This window comes from Janthinobacterium sp. NKUCC08_JDC, assembly GCF_019345575.1.
Taxonomy (GTDB): domain Bacteria; phylum Pseudomonadota; class Gammaproteobacteria; order Burkholderiales; family Burkholderiaceae_D; genus Janthinobacterium; species Janthinobacterium aestuarii.
This window is the reverse complement of sequence record NZ_JAHKQW010000001.1, coordinates 866716-881445: the sequence shown is the minus strand read 5'-3', so window position 1 is coordinate 881445 and position 14730 is coordinate 866716. Positions and strand designations below refer to the sequence as shown.

The 14730-nt window shown below is 63.2% G+C and carries 17 protein-coding genes; 9 read left to right on the top strand and 8 right to left on the bottom strand.

Annotated elements, in window-relative coordinates; translation table 11 throughout:
* Positions 1-5 precede the first annotated feature (5 nt).
* Together KO538_RS04070 and KO538_RS04065 are read left to right on the top strand one after the other, a co-directional pair.
* On the top strand, positions 6-368 hold the full coding sequence (locus KO538_RS04070) for a KGG domain-containing protein (RefSeq protein ID WP_046686239.1): 363 nt from the start codon (positions 6-8) through the stop codon (positions 366-368).
* A 230-nt stretch (positions 369-598) separates the two neighbouring features.
* Positions 599-865, top strand: coding sequence for a hypothetical protein (locus tag KO538_RS04065; protein ID WP_072452433.1), 267 nt, complete (start codon positions 599-601; stop codon positions 863-865).
* Positions 866-880: 15 nt separating this feature from the next.
* On the opposite strand, the gene KO538_RS04060 is transcribed toward KO538_RS04065, so the two are convergent.
* On the bottom strand, positions 881-1474 hold the full coding sequence (locus KO538_RS04060) for a DUF2239 family protein (protein WP_219327519.1): 594 nt from the start codon (positions 1472-1474) through the stop codon (positions 881-883).
* 83 nt (positions 1475-1557) lie between these two features.
* A complete protein-coding gene (locus tag KO538_RS04055) occupies positions 1558-2055 on the bottom strand; it encodes a pyridoxamine 5'-phosphate oxidase family protein (protein WP_219327518.1) in 498 nt (165 codons plus the stop codon).
* A gap of 263 nt (positions 2056-2318) precedes the next feature.
* Here KO538_RS04055 and KO538_RS04050 point away from each other — a divergent pair, with 263 nt between their 5' ends.
* The 5 genes from KO538_RS04050 to KO538_RS04030 are packed head-to-tail and all read left to right on the top strand — an operon-like array spanning position 2319 to position 6792.
* Positions 2319-2972, top strand: a complete 654-nt coding sequence (locus tag KO538_RS04050; RefSeq protein WP_219327517.1) for a PepSY-associated TM helix domain-containing protein — start codon at positions 2319-2321, stop codon at positions 2970-2972.
* Between the two features lie 26 nt (positions 2973-2998).
* Positions 2999-3514, top strand: a complete 516-nt coding sequence (locus tag KO538_RS04045) for a DUF2271 domain-containing protein (protein WP_034750905.1) — start codon at positions 2999-3001, stop codon at positions 3512-3514.
* Between the two features lie 10 nt (positions 3515-3524).
* Complete coding sequence (locus KO538_RS04040) at positions 3525-4349, top strand: DUF4198 domain-containing protein (RefSeq protein ID WP_219327516.1); 825 nt, start codon at positions 3525-3527, stop codon at positions 4347-4349.
* Positions 4350-4375: 26 nt separating this feature from the next.
* Positions 4376-5416, top strand: a complete 1041-nt coding sequence (locus tag KO538_RS04035) for an FAD:protein FMN transferase (RefSeq protein WP_219327515.1) — start codon at positions 4376-4378, stop codon at positions 5414-5416.
* Between the two features lie 11 nt (positions 5417-5427).
* The gene (locus tag KO538_RS04030; RefSeq protein WP_219327514.1) at positions 5428-6792 is read left to right on the top strand and encodes a sulfite reductase subunit alpha; all 1365 of its coding nucleotides are present in this window, start codon (positions 5428-5430) and stop codon (positions 6790-6792) included.
* A gap of 15 nt (positions 6793-6807) precedes the next feature.
* On the opposite strand, the gene KO538_RS04025 is transcribed toward KO538_RS04030, so the two are convergent.
* From KO538_RS04025 to KO538_RS04000, 6 genes are all read right to left on the bottom strand, one after another.
* A complete protein-coding gene (locus KO538_RS04025) occupies positions 6808-8037 on the bottom strand; it encodes a DUF2325 domain-containing protein (RefSeq protein ID WP_219327513.1) in 1230 nt (409 codons plus the stop codon).
* Positions 8038-8075: 38 nt separating this feature from the next.
* Positions 8076-8402, bottom strand: a complete 327-nt coding sequence (locus KO538_RS04020; RefSeq protein ID WP_219327512.1) for a hypothetical protein — start codon at positions 8400-8402, stop codon at positions 8076-8078.
* Positions 8403-8487: 85 nt separating this feature from the next.
* On the bottom strand, positions 8488-8685 hold the full coding sequence (gene hemP / locus KO538_RS04015) for a hemin uptake protein HemP (RefSeq protein WP_034750559.1): 198 nt from the start codon (positions 8683-8685) through the stop codon (positions 8488-8490).
* Positions 8686-8936: 251 nt separating this feature from the next.
* Entirely contained in the window at positions 8937-9743 is an 807-nt protein-coding gene (locus KO538_RS04010) for a Crp/Fnr family transcriptional regulator (protein WP_034750901.1), read from the bottom strand.
* 337 nt (positions 9744-10080) lie between these two features.
* Positions 10081-10725: a response regulator transcription factor gene (locus KO538_RS04005; protein WP_034750556.1), complete on the bottom strand. Its 645-nt coding sequence runs from the start codon at positions 10723-10725 to the stop codon at positions 10081-10083.
* Between the two features lie 155 nt (positions 10726-10880).
* The gene (locus KO538_RS04000) at positions 10881-11348 is read right to left on the bottom strand and encodes a universal stress protein (protein ID WP_219327511.1); all 468 of its coding nucleotides are present in this window, start codon (positions 11346-11348) and stop codon (positions 10881-10883) included.
* A 467-nt stretch (positions 11349-11815) separates the two neighbouring features.
* On the opposite strand from KO538_RS04000, the gene KO538_RS03995 reads away from it, so the two are divergent.
* On the top strand, positions 11816-12658 hold the full coding sequence (locus KO538_RS03995; RefSeq protein WP_219327510.1) for a protein phosphatase CheZ: 843 nt from the start codon (positions 11816-11818) through the stop codon (positions 12656-12658).
* The gene (locus tag KO538_RS03990) at positions 12658-14547 is read left to right on the top strand and encodes a chemotaxis protein CheA (RefSeq protein WP_219327509.1); all 1890 of its coding nucleotides are present in this window, start codon (positions 12658-12660) and stop codon (positions 14545-14547) included. The genes KO538_RS03995 and KO538_RS03990 overlap by 1 nt, the downstream gene beginning before the upstream one ends.
* The last annotated feature ends 183 nt before the right edge of the window (positions 14548-14730 follow it).

The window sequence follows — 14730 nt, the reverse complement described above, 5'->3', positions numbered from 1 at the left end:
TCATCATGGCCACATCGAGCGACAATAAACAGCAAGGTAGTAAAACCAGTAGCAGCAGTAGCAGCGGCGGCAACAAGCAAAGCGATACCAGCAAACGGGGTTTCGCTTCCATGGACCCCGCCCAGCAGCGTGAAATCGCCAGTGAAGGCGGACGTGCCGCGCATGAAAAGGGCACGGCCCATGAATTCACGTCCGAAGAGGCCCGCCGCGCAGGCAGCCAAAGCCACAAGAACGATGCCAACCGGCAAAGCGCCTCCAGCTCCAGCGGTTCGCGCGACAATGCCAGCATGAACCAGGATGGCGGCCGCGACAGTGGCAACAAGCAAAGCGGCGGTTCGGGCTCCAGCTCGGGGTCGCGCAACAAGTAGTGACTGGCAAGCAGTAGCACGTTGCAAGTAGCAATGGGCCCTGGGCGGCGGGAGGCAGGCACGCCGCTGGCCAGGGCCGCGCTTGTTTGGCTGCCGCTGGCTAGCGAAAATTTTGATGCATTGCAGCAGGCATGGACTATGATGAAATAGCTGCGCCGGCCACGGCCCACGCGCAGTCAACGCAGTGAACGCAGTCAATCCGCACTCACGTACTCACGATCAGGGAGAAGATGATGGGCAACTCCACTACGCCGCAGCCCGGCAATAGCCAGGGCGGTGCGCCGTCCATGGCAGGCAGCAAGCAAAGTACGGCCGAGTCGGGCGAAAACTTTGTGCTGGTCGATAGCGAGCAAGGCCTCGATATCGGCGACGATCTGTTTTCCATCGGCGAAGTGCGGCGCGCCGACCGCTTGCCCCATCACCAGGCCGGTTCCGCCGGGCAGAGCCGGCAGAGCGCCGACGATGCGCCCGATACCACGGGCAGCACGGGCGTCTGATCTTTCCACCGTCGCTTAATCTTCGGACCATCCCCGCTGGGCCAGCCGCAAGACGTGTTCGCGCACGTCGGCTGGCCAGTCCTGCACGCATGCGAGGAACGCCGGCTGCTTGCCGGCGAACAGGGCGCGGCTCGCTTCCTCGAAGCCGGGCGCGTCGCCGGCCAGCGCATTCATGACTTTATAGGCCGCTTCGCGTGCCTGGCGCTGTTCATCGTGCGCCTTGTTGCCGCGCTGCGCGTGTTCCACCAGTTTGCGCAAGGCCACGGAAGCACCACCCGGCTGCGTTGCCAGCCATTCCCAGTGACGGGGCAGCAGGGTGATTTCGCGCGCCACCACGCCCAGCTTCGGCCGGCCTGCCGTGCGCGCGGGAATGTCTTCCTGCGGCGCCGGCGTGGCTGCACGCGGCAGGCGCTGCAGCACATCGGCCAGGCTGCCATGCAGGTTCAGGTCGACCTGGCTGCCGCTGGCGTCGTCGAAGATCAGGATCTGCGCATCGGGTTCGCGCGTCACCAGTTCCTTCAGTGTTTGCGCCACGGCGTGCAAGGGGCCGGCGGCCACTTTGCGTTTGCCGGCGAAGGCGGTGAGCTCGGGTGTTGCGGGGGTATGCATGTTTGCCTCCATGGGGGAATGAGGCAATTTTACCCGGGTTAAATTGAAAGTCAATAACACCCGGGTAAAATAGGGTAAACCTGCTACAGATCGACCCGGCCGTGTTCGCCCATATCCTTCGGCGGCTCGCCCGTGATAGCGGCCTTGGCCATTTCATAGAATTGCATCATCTTGCTGGCGCTGCTATCCCAGTATTCGGCCGACTGTATCGTCACCTTGATCAGCGACAGCTTGGGATCGTCGAGTCCGCCAGGAAACCAGGCTTTCACCAGCGGGTTCCACAATTCCTCCGCCTTGGCGCGGTCTTTCAGCAACAGCGCGTGGCCGCAGACGGACACATACAGGCTGTCGCCCGTGTCGACAAAGCTGACGTTGACTTGCGGATTGTTCAGCAAGTCGCGCGTGTAGGCGGCATCGTCCGAGACAAAAAACCAGATTTGCCCTTCGCTGTCGACCTGCTGCTGGGTCAGCGGCCGGCTGGTGAGCGTGCGCATGTCGTCGCTGGTGGTCAGCATGCCGAATTTGACGTCCTTGATCTTGGCCGCGATGCTGGCCAGTTGTTCACTGGAATACTGTTGCATGTGCTTGCTCCTGTTTGATTGTCCTGAACAACAGCATAGACGGGCATGGCACGCGGCTCTGTACGGCAGCTTACGTAGCAGGCCAGCTTTGTTTCAAAGCTGTTACAAAACGCTGGCCCGGCGGAGCGCCCCATGTATTGACTTAATAAATGATAATCATTATCATTTGTTTGAAAATATAAGCATGCACTTTGATTGAAGGATGGGAATGAAGCACACTGACTTGTCGCGCCACCTGGCCCGCTCCTTGCCGGGAGCGATTGATGGGTAATGCGGGCGCCGCAGACAAGGCCAGGAACAACGCCAGCCGCGCCGTCTGGCTGAAGAACTTGCATCAATGGCACTGGATCAGCTCGGCGCTTTGCCTGCTGGGCATGTTTTTGTTCGCCATTACCGGCATCACCCTGAACCACGCCGGCCAGATCGAAGCGAAGCCGGCGATCACGCGCCAGAAGGCGGAGCTGCCGGCGCCCCTCGTCACGGAACTGGCCGCCTATGCCGTCAAGCACGATGGTGCCAACGCACCGATGCCGGCCGCCGCCGAAGCCTGGCTCCAGCAGCAATGGTCGCTCAATGCGGGCGGGCGTCCCGCCGAATGGTCGGTCGACGAAGTGTATCTGCCGCTGCCCAAGGCGGGCGGCGACGCCTGGGTGCGCATCGGCCTCGAAGACGGGGCCGCCGAATATGAATTGACGGACCGGGGCTGGGTGTCCTGGCTCAATGATGTCCACAAGGGCCGCAACACGGGCGTGGCCTGGAGCTGGTTCATCGACATTTTTGCCGGCGCCTGCATCGTGTTTTGCCTGACGGGTTTGTTGATTTTGAAGTTCCACGCGGCCAACCGGCCATTTACCTGGCCGATGGTGGGCCTCGGTATCTTGATACCTTGCGCGATCGCCTTGCTGTTTATCCACTGATGTTTTTTCCTTTTTACAGGCACACCATGAAATTACGCTACTCCCTGGCGCTTGGCCTTCCCCTGATCGGTACGTCGGCGATGGCTGCCGACCTGGCCCTCAAGATTGAACTGCCGCAACTGAACGTGGCGGAATACCACCGTCCCTACGTGGCGGCGTGGCTGGAAACGGCGGACCAGAAGGTCGTTGGCAATCTGGCTGTGCTGTATGACGTGAAAAAGAAGGACAAGGCCGGCGAAAAATGGCTGAAGGACATGCGTCAATGGTGGCGCAAGAGCGGCCGCGACCTGGCCATGCCCGTTGACGGCGTCAGCGGCGCCACGCGCGCCCCCGGCGAACATACCTTGACGTTCCCCGGCGCCAAAGCCTTGCTCGACAAGCTGCCGGCCGGCGAATACCAGGTCGTCGTGGAAGCGGCGCGCGAAGCGGGCGGACGCGAACTGGTGCGCGTGCCGTTCCAGTGGCCGTTGAAATCGGCCCAGTCCGTGCCTGCCAAGGGCAAGGAAGAACTCGGCAATGTCGTCGTCCAACTCAAACCATAAGGCGCACATCATGTTCAAGCAATTCAACAAAACCCTGATCGCTGTGGCCCTGGCCGGCCTGGCCATGAACGCCCACGCCCACCGCGGCTGGATGGTGCCATCGAGCACGATGGTGGAAAGCAAGGACGCCTGGGTGACGGTGGATGCGGCCGTTTCCGACGGCCTGTTCGAGATCGACCACCAGCCGCTGCGCCTGGATGCGCTGCAAGTGACCGGTCCGGATGGCGCGAAAGTCACGCCGGCGAACACGGTCACGGGCCGTTTGCGCAGCGTCTTCGACGTGAAAATGGAAAAGCCGGGCACGTACAAGGCGGCCATCGTGTCGCAAAATGTGATGGGCAGCTACAAGCTCAATGGCGAGCAGAAGCGTTTCCGCGGCAATGAAGAGACGTTCAAGAAGGACGTGCCGGCCGACGCGCAAGAGCTGAAAATCACGCGCACGGCAGCGCGCCTGGAAACTTTCTTCAGCAATGGCGAAACCAGCACGGAAGTGTTCAAGCCGACCGGCGTGGGCCTGGAATTCGTGCCCGTGACGCACCCGAACGACTTGCGTGCGGGCGAGAAAGCCACGTGGCGCTTCCTCGTCGATGGCAAGCCGGCGGCGAACCAGGCCTTCAGCCTCGTGCCAGGCGGCGTGCGCTACCGTGGCGTGCTCGGTGAAATTCGCCAGAGCACCGATGCCAAGGGCGAGATCACGTTTACGGTGCCAGCAGCCGGCATGTATTACCTGAGCAGCACCTGGCCAGCGGCCGCACCGGCCGTGGCCGGCCAACCGCCGGTGATGCCCGAGCGCCGCATGACGTACGCGGCCACCGTGGAAGTGCTGCCGCAGTAAGCGGCGGCATCGTCACGAGAGCGCCGATGCGCCGGGTCCTGCTGCCGCAGCATATTTCCGATCAGGCCGCGCCGCCCGGCGCCGCGATCCGGGACTTGCGCGGCTTGTCCATGGGCACCAGCTGGTCTGTGCGCCTGCTCGAGTCCGCCATGCCGGGACGCGCGGGCAGCGCCGACTTGCAGCAGGGCTTGCAGCAGCAGCTGGACCTGGTGGTGGCGCAAATGAGCCACTGGAGCGACGAGTCCGACCTGGGCCGCTTCAACCGGGCCGAGCCAGGCAGCTGGCACAGCCTGCCCGCCGCGTTTTGCGAGGTGCTGGGCTTTGCCATGCACGTGTCGCAAGCATCGGGCGGCGCGTACGACCCGTGCGCGGGCGCCCTCGTCAATCTGTGGGGCTTCGGTCCCCGCCATCGCTACGACGAACCGGGCTTTTTGCCGCCAAAAGACGATAGCGTGGCCCTGCTGCTGGCGCAAGGCCAGCGCCGCCGCCTGGAGCTGGACTTGCCGGCGCGCCGCGCGCGCCAGCCGGGCGGCTTGCAGCTCGATTTGTCCGCCATCGCCAAGGGCTATGGCGTGGACCGCCTGGGACGCTACCTGGACAGCCAGGGCATCCACCATTACCTGGTCGAAGTCGGTGGCGAGCTGCGCGGCGCCGGCAGCAAGCCCGACGGCCAGCCGTGGTGGGTCATGCTGGAACAGGTCGATGGCGCCGCCGATAGTGCCGATCATGCGCAGCATCCGGCGGAAATGCTGCTGGCGCTGCACGGCTTGTCCGTGGCGACGTCGGGCGATTACCGGCGTTTCTTCAAGGACGGCACGGTGCGTTTCTCGCACACCATCGATCCGCGCAACGGCATGCCGATCGCCAATCAACTCGCTTCCGTCACCGTCGTGCATGAGCAATGCATGGCGGCCGACGCCTGGTCGACGGCCCTGACCGTGCTGGGTGTCGAGGCCGGCATGGCGCTGGCCGAAGAGCAGGGCCTGGCCGTGCGCTTTGTGCAGCGCGACGGTCACGGCTACCATGAAACGCTGAGCAGCCACATGCTGGCCATGCTCGACGAATGAACGATTAATCCATGATTTTTACGCACGATACGACGCGGCTGGCCTTGCTGGCCGCCCTGTCCCTCAGTTATGCGGGCGTGTGCCTGGCGCCCTGGCTGCGCGCGCGCGCCAAGCGCCGCACGTCCGACGCGGCCAAGGCGGCGCTGGCCGATAGCCGGCCCTGGCTGGTGGCGTATGCGAGCCAGACGGGCAATGCCGAGGAACTGGCCACGCAAACGGCGCAGAGCCTGCAGCTGGCCGGCATCCCCGTACGCCTGTGCGCGCTGGCCGAAGTCACGGCAGCTGATCTGCAGCAGGCGGAACGGGCCTTGTTCCTGGTCAGCACGTATGGCGAAGGCGACGCGCCCGACAATGCGGCCGCCTTCATGGGCCGATTGATGACGGGTGAGATTGCGCTGCCGCAATTGCACTATGCCGTGCTGGCCCTGGGCGACCGCAGCTATGGCCAGTTCTGCGGTTTCGGCCGCGCGCTCGATGCCTGGCTGGCGGCGCAGGGCGCGTCGCGTCTGTTCGAACGCATCGAAGTCGACCGCAGCGCCAGCGCCGCCATCGAGCAATGGTTCCAGCACCTGAGCCACCTGGCCGGCACCAGCGACGCGCCGGACTGGAGCGCGCCCGCGTTTGGCGACTGGCGGCTGACGCAGCGGCGCCACCTCAACCCCGGCAGCGCCGGCGGCGCCATCTATCATGTGGAACTGGCGCCCGTGGCCGGCAGCTTGCCGGAGTGGCAATCGGGCGACCTGGTGCAGGTGACGGCGCCCGCCGATCCATCGCAGCCGCGCGAATATTCGATCGCCTCGATCCCGCGCGATGGCGGCGTGCACTTGCTGGTGCGCCAGCATGCGCATCCCGATGGCAGCCTGGGCCTGGCCTCGGGCTGGATCACGGCGCAGGCCAAGGTCGGCGATGTGGTGCAGCTGCGCTTGCGCCAGCACCGGCGTTTCCGCCTGGAAGACAATGCCCAGCGGCCACTGATTTTGATCGGCAACGGCAGCGGCATCGCCGGCTTGCGCGGACATTTGAAAAGCCGCGTGCTGGCAGGGCAGCGGCGCAACTGGCTGATCTTTGGCGAACGCAATGTGGCCCACGATTTTCATTATCGCGAAGAGATCGAAGGCTGGCACGCCAGCGGCGACTTGCCGCGTCTGGACCTGGCGTTTTCGCGCGACCAGGCGGAGCGGACCTACGTGCAGGACCGCCTGCGCGGCAATGCCGATGAAGTCAAGCTGTGGCTGGAGCAGGGCGCGGCCATCTATATTTGCGGCAGCCTGGCCGGCATGGCGGGCGGCGTCGACCAGGCGCTGCAAGAGATCCTGGGCCGGCCCGCGCTCGATGCGCTGGCAGCTGAAGGGCGCTACCGGCGCGACGTGTATTAATACGGAGGGGACTGCTTACGGCTGGATATCGGCCAGCGGCGCCGTGTCCATTCCGCCGCTCACTTCCTGCAAGCCGCGCGCCAGGCTGGAGATGCTGGGGTTGTCGATGAAGACGCAACGTTTTCCCGTGCGCTTGCAATAATCCTTCACGCGCCAGTAGGCGCTGTGGCTGATGCAGCCCGTCTGGCAAATCACCAGGTCGGCCGCCGCCAGGCTCGAGTCGAGCAGGTTGGCATTGTCTTCCAGGCCCCCGTCGTGGTGGGCGAACTGCGCGCCCACCCGCTCGATCAGGGCGCGGTAGGTGGCGACATTGCCGCTGCGTCCGCCCACGCACAAGACGCTTTGGTCGACGAGGCGGATCGGCATTTTGAGCTTGCCGCCGGTCGGCACTTCCAGCTTCGGCGCCGGTGGCGGCGCGACAGCGGCCGGGCGCGGCTGGGCCTGTTTCAATTCCGCGATTTGCTGGCGCAATTCCTTTTCGCGCTCATCCATTTGCGCCAGGCGTTCGACCAGGCGCGTGCGCGATTCCAGCGCGGGGATGGCGGCCTGCAACTGCGCCAGTTCCGCGCGCAAGCCGTCGATCACGCTATCCTTGCCGATGGCCTCGGCACGCGTGCGCAGCAGCACGGCTTCCTGGCGTTCCAGCTCGCCCGTCTTTTCCATCAGGGCGGCCTGGCTGCGTTGTTGCAGCTTGGATAGTTCCTGTGTCAGGCGCACATTTTCTTCCTGCAAGGCCGTAAATTTTCCCATGTCGGCGCGCACGCAGGCGCCGGCCTGGTGCTGGATCATGTGCAGGTCGCGGCACATCTGCTCTTCCAGCTCGGCATCGCAGCGCGGGTGCGTCAAGCCGGCCCAGAAAGCGCCCGACACGTCGCCGTTGGCGACGGCCGTGCGCCACAGTTGCGCTACCTGCTCCGTCGTCTTGGCGCCGCGAAAGCGCAGGATCACGGGAGCGTAGCGGCGTTCGAGTTCCTTTTGCAGCGCTTCGGACAGGCGGTTGCGCGCGCCGCATTCCGTCACGGCGCCCACGTGCACTTCGTAGTCGTCGGCCAGCACGCGTCCGCCCGTCATCTTGCCCACCAGTTTGCGCAGGTAGCCCAATGGCAAACCCACGCCGACCAGCGGACAATGGCAGGTGTGCGACAGTTCCCACAGCCGGCGGCGGCGCGAAGCGAGCGCGGCCGTTTCCGTGTCGGCGTGGGCGCAATTGCTGATGACGGGCAGGGACTGGTCTTTGTCACACATGGCGGTATCCTGTTGGGCGGTGGAGATGTTGAAGAGAACTATTGCGGCAGGGGCGAAGCGGGGCGCCTGGCGCTCAGCATGCGTGCCAGGCGATCCAGCAAGGTGGCCTTCGGCGGCACGGGCTGGTGCAGCGCCACCAGGGCGGCCCATTGCTGCGACAGTTGCTGGCAAGTTGCTTGCAGCACGGGACTCAGGCCGGGCGAGCCGGCCAGCGCTTGCAGATGGCGTTCGATGACACCGGCCAGTTTCTCGCAGGGACTGCCCGCATGGTAGTGCGACATCAGGTGCAGCACGGCCGACAGCAGCAATTCAGGCTGTTGGCTTTGCGGGGAAGAAAACATCGGGGAAGGTCGGTCGTGCGCCATCAAACACTCCTGTGCGGTGGTTTGGCTGGCTGCGCGCACGGGGCGCGACTGGCTGGCGAGCGTGGTGACTGGCTGCCGTGCTGCTTCAGGCAGTCAGGATCAGCTTGTTCAATTGGGTGACGCGCAGGCGATAGATCTTGCCGCTGTGCTCAATCTCCACTTCGCGGCCCTGCTGCAGCAGCGCTTCGCTGGTGATGCGGCGCGCCGGCTGGGCCATGCTGACGGGAGGACGGACGTGGGCAGTAGCGGCATCCTGGATCAAGGCTGGTTTTGAGCTTTGCATGTTGGGCTTTCTTTATCTCATTTGAGAATGATTCGTATTTGCATTATTGTTGAATGTGGCCCGAAAAGCAAGGCTTATTTGTGCGGAACCGGCGCTTTTTTATGGCGGCGCGACGCCTTGGCCGACGAGGTCGTTCAAAGGCGGCCGCTGGCGCGGCGTGGAGGGGCGGTGGCGGCAAAAAAGACCCGGCAAGGCGGTGCGCGCCTTGGCCGGGTCAAGCCTGTGCCAAGCTGGAAGAAAGCGGGATGGCGTTAAATCGTGGCCAGCAATTGCGCCGAGGCAGTGGCGGCCGCAGTGGTATCGGCCTTGAGCTTGGCGGCGGCCAGCTGCTTGGCGCGCGAGCGCGAGGGCGGCAGGCGGCGCAGGGTTTTCAGGGCGTCCGGATCCTTGATGCCGATGGTGCGCTGGTCAACCGAGATCAGGCCGATTTCATTGAAGGCGGATAAGGTGCGGCTCACCGTTTCCAGGGTCAGGCCCAGGTAGCTGCCGATTTCATGGCGCGTCATGCGCAGGTTGAACAGCTTGCTCGAGTAACCCATCTGCGCGAAGCGGTCGGCCAGCGAAACGAGGAAGCGCGCCACGCGGGCCTCGGCGCTCAAGGCGCCCAGCATGCCGATCATCGCCTGTTCGCGCACCAGTTCGCGGCTCATCACGCCGTACATGACGTTTTCCAGTTCCAGGTGAACACGTCCCAGCGCCGTCAGCTTCTTGAACGGCAGCAGGATCAGGTCGCAGTCGGACAGGGCCACCGCTTCCGAGGAGTAATGGCGCGAGTGGATGCCGTCGACGCCCAGCATGTCGCCCTTCATGGGAAAGCTCAGAACCTGTTCATTGCCGAATTCATCGATGAGCACGGTTTTCAGGAAGCCCGAATTGACGATGTACAGGGTGTCGAACGGCTGGCCGATGGTGTGCACGCGCTGGCCCGTCTTGAATTGCACGTGCTGGAACAGCAGTTCGTCGGCGGCGATGGTGCAGGCGCTGGAGATATGCAGCAGGTCGCACACCTCCTTCAGGTTCGACCAGAGCCGCCCCTGGCGCTGGCGCCCTGCTTCCATCGGAGAGGAGGGGGCCAGCGATGGGGAGGCGGCGCGGGTTTCGGGCGTTTGCGTGGACAGCATGTTCATCTCCTGGTGACAGGTAGTTCAGAGTTGAATAACAGGGTGCGCAGGACGGCGGGCAGGGAAGGGGCGGCGCGCGTCCAGGCAGGTAAAGCTCAATTCGCTGACGACTTGCTGTGTGATGAAATAACTTCCCAGCAACTTGATTACTGGTTTCAGTATGCCAACAACCGTATCCAATTAATATCAGCAGTGGCTGAATATGGCAGTAGGAGCTGTGGTAGGTGAGGTAGGATTGTTCCTACGGTCGACGCGCGGGCGCGCGCCGCCGTGCTCAAGTCTTGAAGGGGGATAAGAGGCGGTGCGCCACGGCGTACTGGACCATTTCCGACAGCGAACTCATGCCCATCTTTTGCATGATGCGCGTCTTGTGCGTACTCACCGTCTTGACGCTCAGGTGCAGATTGTTGGCGATTTCCGTGATCGACTTGCCCGCCACCAGCAGGGAAAAGACTTCGAACTCGCGGTCCGACAACTGTTTGTGCAGCAAGCTTTCATTCGGCATCATGATGTTGAGCACGAGCTGCTCCGCCACCTCGGCGCTGATATACGGACGTCCCGACGCCACCTTGTGGATGGCGCCTACGAGCTGGGTGCCCGCGCTTTCCTTGGTCAGATAGCCTTGCGCGCCGGCGCGGATGGCGCGCACCGCATATTGTTCTTCCTCGTGCATGGTGAGGATCAGGATGGCCAGCTTCGGCGCCTCGCTGCGGATTTGCCGGATCAGGTCGACGCCGCTGCGGCCCGGCATCGACAGGTCGAGCAGCAGTAGGTCGAAGCCGCCCTGGCGTACGTGGTTGAGTACTTCAAAGCCGTCGATGGCTTCACCCACGATATCGATGTCCGGCGCGCCGTCAAGGATGCGCTTCAATCCTTCTCGCATGATGGTGTGGTCGTCGGCAATCACAATACGTATCATAGGCGGGCAATCTGGATGCGTGAAATCTGCTCTGTCCGTCACCGGACAATCAAATGTTGAGAAACGAGAAACGTTGCCATTTTAACTGACGCGGCCGAAAATTTGCCTTTTTCTTAATGTGCCGGCAACGGCGGTCTCCGTGGTCATGTGACCCCTTATTCCGACGGTGGTTCCTTGATCAGCCTATGCACGAGTACCGGCAGTTTTGAGTGCGACAGCACCTTGTTGGTCACGCTGCCCAGCAGCAATTGCCCCCAGCCGCTGCGGCCATGCGAGCCCATGAAAATCAGGTCGCAATGCTGCAATTGCGCCACTTCCACGATTTTCAGGGCGGGGCTGTCGGAAAAGGCCGTCAAGCCCGTCGCTTCCAGGCCCCGCTTGGCGGCCGCGTCGAGGATGGGCTGCCAGTGGTCGGTGCCCGCCTTGCGCATGGCGATGCGGTACTCCTCCTCGCTGGGGTAGCTTGGCGGAATGATCTCGATGTATACCGGGTACTGGTATTCGGGCGCCACGTACACGGCAAGGATGTCGGCGTGCATCTGTTCGGCAAAGGCAACGCCGGCACAGGCCGTCAAGTTGGAGACGGTGGAGCCGTCCGTGGCGATCAGAATTTTCTTATACATGGCAGATCCTTTGACGGTGACTGAGCGCACGCAACGCCTCTTATTGTAGACGCGGCGGCAGCATTGTATTCATGTAAAGACTTGATAATTATCAACACAACTGCACCTTCAGTATAGACAACATTGGCAGAAAGATCGTGTTTTAGCTGCAACGATGTCCATACTGCGCTGTTGCGCGGGCGCCCGGAAGCAGGATTTGTTGTACTGCGCGTGGTCTTGCACCCACGCCAATGGTAGTATTTCAAAATACAACAGCAGGAACACTTATTTCCTGGTGGAAAAGCTCTTGTGGACCAGCTTTGCACCAGGAAGCGCGTTTTGAGATTTACCAACAGGGCGGCGCCCTGCTACACTCGCACCATCGCAGCGGTATTGCCTCAAATCATCTTAATCGAGAAATTGTGGGTATCAGTCTGTAAAACGCACAGTTCAGGCGGAATTTTGACAAATTATGGAGAAGCAGGGATATGACCAACGCCGCTGATGATTTCGACGCATTATTCGATGAAGTATCTGCGCAAAGTGCGGCCGCGGCTCAGCCCGCACCTGCCGCCGCGCCCGCTCCCGCCGTGATTGCGGATGACGATTTCGACGCGCTGTTCGACTCCGTGTCGGCCAGCGCCGCCGTGGCAGAAACGCCAGCCGCGCCGGAAGCGGCGCCCGTGGCCAGCGCCGATGCGCCTGGCGACGCGGCCGATCCCGTCGACCAGTCCGACAAGCCGATGTTCGAGCGCCTGGGCGGCATCGTGCGCCTGCTGCACGATTCGCTGCGCGAACTGGGCTACGACAAGGCGTTGACGGAAGCGTCGTCGCAGATCGTCGACGCCCAGGACCGCCTGGAATACGTCGCCACCCTGACCGAACAGGCAGCCAACAAGGTTCTGAACACGCTCGACGAAGGCATGCCGGCGCAAGATGTGCTGTCGAAGAAGGCCAAGGACATGGACAGCCGCTGGACGGCCCTGTTCGATGGCAAGCTGAGCCTGGAAGAATTCAAGGCCCTGGCCGGCGATTCGCGCCAGTTCGCGCAAGCCGTTTCCGAAGCAACGGAAGCGGAAAAAGCGCGCTTGCTGGAAATCATGATGGCGCAGGACTTCCAGGACATCACGGGCCAGCTGATCAAAAAAGTGGTCAACATCACCAAGACGGTGGAAAACGAACTGGCCCAGCTGCTGCGCGACAACGCGCCGGCCGAAGTGCGCGAGAAACTGGCGCAAAAGCCGGTGCCGCTGATGCAGGGCCCGTCCGTGCCGTCGGTGGCGCTGGACCAGGATAATGTAGACGACCTTCTTGCGGATTTGGGATTCTAATGGACGATATGCTCAAGGATTTCGTCGTTGAGGCGATGGATCTTGCGGTTAATGTTGAAGAGCACTTGTTGCGCCTCGAGCGCGATCCTGACAACAAGGAAACACTGAATGCCGTGTTTCGTTCCTTCCACACCATCAAGGGTGGCGCCGGCTTCATGGGCTTGCCCGCGCTGGTGGCGGCCTGCCATCTGACGGAAAACCTGTTCGATGCCTTGCGCACGGGCGCCGCGCCCGTGACCCCGATCGCCATCGAGGCGGCGCTGCAAGCGTCCGGTTTCGTCGCCGACCAGCTGACGGAGCTGGCCAATGGCGCCGCGCCGGAAAGCTTGCCGGCCATGCCGGAAGAGCTGGAACACATCCTGACAAACGCCATCGAAGGCAAGGGCATGGACGCGCCTGCGCCAGCCGCCGCCGTGGCGGAAGTGGCCGCGCCCGTTGCCGAGGTTGCCGAAGTTGTTGTGGCCGCGCCGACCGCTGCCGTTGCCACTGCCAGCGCCGATGGCCTGGACTGGGAAGCCATGTACAACGCCGTCGTGCCCGAAGGTAGCCGGGTCGCAGCCGCGCCCGTGTCCGCCGCCGCTGCGCCTGCCGCCGTGGCCGCCGCGCCTGCCGCTGCTGCCGCTGCTGCCGCCAAACCGGCCGCCAAGGCCTGGGATGGCGCCGAACGGCGCGAAGAGCGTCCGGAAGTACGCCATGCCGCACCGGTCAAGGAAGACAGCATCCGCGTCGACGCCGTCAAGCTCGACGCGCTGCTGGAAGTGGCCGGCGAATCCGTGCAGGCCGCCAACCAGGCTGCCGTGCTGCTCGAACGCTTGCTGCAATTCAAATTCGAAGGCCAGGCCGCCACCCTGATGGCGACCTTGGCGGAAACCCTGGAACGCGCCTCGCGCTACTCGACGGAACTGCAGCGGGCCACCCTGGCCACGCGCATGCAGCCCGTCGGCCGCCTGTTCCAGAAATTCCCTCGCCTGGTGCGCGAACTGGCGAAAGACCTGGGCAAGGATGTCGAGCTGACCATCGAAGGCGCGGAGACGGAAGTCGACCGCGTCGTCGTGGACAGCCTGTACGATCCGCTCGTGCACATGCTGCGCAACTCGCTCGACCATGGCGTCGAATCGCCGGAAGCGCGCCTGGCCGCCGGCAAGCCCGCCAAATCGTATATTTCGCTGAAAGCCTGGCAGGAAGCGAACAGCGTCATGATCGTGCTGCAGGATGACGGCAAGGGCATGGACCCGGTCTTCCTGCGCAGCAAGGCCCAGCAAAAGGGCTTGATCAGCGAAAACGCGCAACTGAGCAACGACGAATGCTTCCAGCTGGTGTTCCTGCCGGGCTTCTCGACCAAGGAAGTCGCCTCCAGCGTTTCCGGGCGCGGCGTGGGCATGGACGTGGTGAAAACGGCCGTGGAGAAAAACCGCGGCGCGATCCATATCGAATCATCGCTGGGCAAGGGCACCAAGTTCGCCATCCGCCTGCCGATCGAATTGTCGATCGTGCCGACCATGCTCGTGTCGACCTCGGGCGCCGCGCTGGCGCTGCCGATGGCGGTGGTGCAGCGTGTCGTCGAATTGCCGGAAACCTTCATGGAAGTGGGCGGCGCGCCCGTGCTGAAAGACCAGGGCCGTCCATTGCCCGTGCGGTCGCTGGCCGGCTCGCTGGGCTACGAATCGTGCAGCGAGCGCGTCGGCATCGTTGTCGCCGCGCCACAGCCGTACATTCTGGCCGTGGAAGCCGTCGATGGTACGGCCGACCTCGTGATCAAGCCGATGACGGCCATCACCGTGGAAGGCATTACCGGTACTGCCCGCTCGGCCGAAGGCGAGCTGGTGCTAGTCGTGGGCCTATCTTTCCTGATGGATGGTTGCAGGGGAAGTGTGCGCATGGCTGCCTAGAAACACCGGCACTGACACCAAGCCCGCTGCAGACCTCTGCAGCGGGCTTTTTTTTCGGCTTTTTTCGATTTTTATTCGCCCCGCCGGCATTTTGGCGGATTTTCGTATCAGCAATTTTTTCGTCATATCCGCAAAGCATGCCAAATTTTGTATCGCCTATCCCACGCTGGAGCGGCTTTTGGT